4 protein-coding genes and 1 pseudogene are annotated in these 2,928 nt (G+C 67.1%); 2 read left to right on the forward strand and 3 right to left on the reverse strand.

Annotated features, from left to right (window positions below):
* Window positions 1–208: pseudogene (locus tag QLQ12_RS47320) on the reverse strand (site-specific integrase); the annotation flags it as partial.
* A 418-nt stretch (window positions 209–626) separates the two neighbouring features.
* Window positions 627–1,436, reverse strand: a complete 810-nt coding sequence (locus QLQ12_RS46630) for a GAF domain-containing protein (RefSeq protein WP_282767520.1) — start codon at window positions 1,434–1,436, stop codon at window positions 627–629.
* Between the two features lie 540 nt (window positions 1,437–1,976).
* Between QLQ12_RS46630 and QLQ12_RS47450 the strand changes: the two genes are divergently transcribed.
* On the forward strand, window positions 1,977–2,201 hold the full coding sequence (locus tag QLQ12_RS47450; RefSeq protein WP_456049100.1) for a hypothetical protein: 225 nt from the start codon (window positions 1,977–1,979) through the stop codon (window positions 2,199–2,201).
* On the opposite strand, the gene QLQ12_RS47455 is transcribed toward QLQ12_RS47450, so the two are convergent.
* A complete protein-coding gene (locus QLQ12_RS47455; protein ID WP_456049101.1) occupies window positions 2,202–2,564 on the reverse strand; it encodes an isochorismatase family protein in 363 nt (120 codons plus the stop codon).
* Window positions 2,565–2,778: 214 nt separating this feature from the next.
* Between QLQ12_RS47455 and QLQ12_RS47325 the strand changes: the two genes are divergently transcribed.
* On the forward strand, window positions 2,779–2,928 hold a 150-nt coding region (locus QLQ12_RS47325), incomplete at its 3' end, for a transposase (RefSeq protein WP_407651718.1).

A 2,928-nucleotide genomic window follows, 5' to 3' on the forward strand; every position in this document is an offset into this window, starting at 1 on the left:
TGGGGCCCTGGGCTGGTGGCGGTCGCCCGGTCGGCGCCGAGCCGTTCGAGGATTACTGGGTTTTCCGGGGCGATCGCGGGCTTGGCGATGTAGTAGGTCGTGGTGACCTCCTCGCTGCCATGGCTCAGTTGAGCTGCGGCGCTCTTGGTGTGTTTGCCTCATCGTCGATGAGCGTCGCGACGGTCTTGTGGAAGGTGTGGGGAGTTATCACCAGTAGTCTTCGCGACTCCGTGCGCGATTAGAGCAGGGATCTACGATCGTTGACGTTACGACTCTTCGCAAGGGCCCGATCTCGTCCTTGCGGTCGGCGAGGGCTCGGATCCGACCGGATGGCGGGGCATCGCCGTGGAGCATAGGCGGCTGGGCAACTACCACGTTCGCGCCCGGGAGTACTACCTCCGTCAGTTGCCAGGTGGTGATCAACGAGCCGACGCTGCGACCTACGACTTCACCCGACACCGCGAAGCCTTCACGTCTCGAAGGACGAACGGCTCCTTGCCACGCCCCGCGGCATGGGCCCGCTTCGTCACTGACGGGCACGGGGATCGGCCGCCCGGCGAACGCCGGTCGGATATTGCTTCGGGATGTTTCGTGATCGCCGACCGGCTGAACCGTTTCTGGGCGGGTCAGCGATTGAGGTAGCTGGCCAACCCGCCGAGTTCCTTGTTGGCGATGAACACCGACCGCACGTTGATGATGGCTTCCTCTACATGGTTGGGGCAGCCCCACGCGGAGTCCCCCCACGAATCGGCGATCTTCAGCTCGGCCGGTGCGGTGCACCCGGCGGTCCCGCCGAGCTGGCAGTGCTCGGGATGCGGCGTAGCGGCCTGTGCGGCGGCGGCGTCGCGCATCCGGGCGGCGAGTTCCGCGGCAGCGGCGGCGCGCTGCTCGGCGGCGTCACGCAACTGCCGCTCGGCGCGTACCGCGGTGAGGGTGGCCAGGCGCAGCTCCAGGTGCTGCGCGACCTGGTCGGCGAGATGGGCGAGCACGGTGGTCTGCGCCTCGGTCAGCTCCCGGGGGGCGGCGTCGATCGCGGTCACCGTGCCGAGGTGGTGCCCGTCTGTGGTGACGACCGGGGCGGCAGCGTAGAACCGCAGCCCCAGCTCGCCGCGGACAAGAGGGTGATCAAGGGTGCGCGGGTCGGTGACGGCGTCGTTGACCACGTACGGGCCGTCGGCGCAGAACGCCGACGCGCACAGCCCGGGTTCAGTACCGACCTGGGTGACACCGTCCAGCCCTTTGGCGGCGGCGAACCACACCCGGTCCGCGTCGACGATGCTGACCGTAGCGATCGGGGTGCCGCACACCGCCGCAGCGGCCGCCGCGATCGTGTCGAACTGGCCGTCGGCGGGGGCATCGAGGATCTCGTAGCGGCGCACCGCGGCGAGCCGCGCCGGATCGGTGCGGGCGGCAGTGCTGTCAGCGGTGATCGACACGGTGTAGTGCTCGCTTCCAAATGGGAGTTCTGAGATCGGCCGGGAGGTGTTGTTCGCGTGGCTGGCGGCCCGTCGTGGCGGTCGCCTGCAGCGAAGGCCACCGGCAACGAGGTCGGATTGCAGAGCGATCGGCGGCCGGCGAGCTCTGCACCCCTGGACCATATGGGCCAAGGACCTACCAAAACAACCGTGCGCTGCGACACCTGTCAGCCGAATCGATTGGCGGGCGGCCACAGGCCCGGCATACCGAGGTCCACGGCGCGGTGATCTTGTGCGACCGTAATGTCGGGCACCGGCGCCGCGTTCACGCCCCCGTGCCGGCTCGGTGGGCAAACGTGGGGTGAGGCCGTGGCACTGTTCAGAAGTCGTTTTGGTCGTTTGGCTGCCACCGGTGCGTAGCGGTCGAGCAGTCTGCGGTTGCTTGGTTGGCGGAGCTGTTCGAGCAGGTTTCGACCGGCTTGTGTCCGTGCCATGGCGTGGTAGGCGGTTGAGGAGCGCCGGAACGGAAACCGGCGCTAACGATGATCTTGAAATGAACGGGTGAACGCCAAGGTCGGGCGTTCGCCCGTGGGTTTTGAGCCTGACGAGCCGTCAGAATCGGGCTTTAGCGAGCATTTCCGCGATCGCAGTGGTGGAGCCGGTCTGGCCGAGGAGCGGGAAGATGCGTTCGACGCTGTTGCGGTGGGCCTCTACATCAAGGTCGGCCATGGCGTCGATCGCCAGCGTGACGTGGCAACCGTGTTCGTAGGCGCGCCGGGCGGTTGACTACACGCCGATGCTGGTGGTGAGCCCGGCCAGCACGATCTGTCTGACGCCACGGCGGCGTAGCCGCAGGTCGAGGTCGGTTCCGCGAAAGGTGCTCCACGTGCGCTTGGTGACGGTGATGTCTTCAGGGTGGCCGGCCAGGTCATCGACGATGGCATCCCAGTCTTCGGGCAACGAGCCGGGTTGATTGAGTGCGTCGGTACGGCCGGGAGCGGCATCCGATCCGTCCGCTCGGGCTGTGACGCGGGTCAGGACGACGGGGGCGCGGTGTTCGCGGAAGGCGCGGGTCAGTTCGACCGCGCGAGCCGCCACTTCGGTGTCGGAGTATGGGGCTGTGGGAGCGCTGACGAGGGCGTTCTGCAACAAGGGCGCTGGACGAGTCGATGGCAGTGACATTCATAGACAGGCGTCTTTCTGTGTCGGGTGGCTCGGCTGTTGGAGTCTCACGCGCGACTCGGGACCGGTTCGTACTCGTGCTTCTTGGTGCGGCCGCGTCGGGGCAGCAGGAGCGGTGAGTTCCCCCCGCTTCAACGGAGCTTCTCAAACATGATCGACTGATCATGGGAAGGAAGCATCTGTGGCAGCACCGAAGAAGTACCCCGACGAACTGCGGGCGCGTGCCGTGCGCCTGTATCGCGAGTCGGACCCCAAACCGACGATCCGGCGGCTGGCCGAGCAGTTGAACGTGCATCACGAGGCGTTGCGCAACTGGATCCGGCAGGCTGAG

It is taken from the genome of Actinoplanes sandaracinus, assembly GCF_030009775.1.
GTDB classification, from domain to species: Bacteria; Actinomycetota; Actinomycetes; order Mycobacteriales; family Micromonosporaceae; genus Actinoplanes; species Actinoplanes sandaracinus.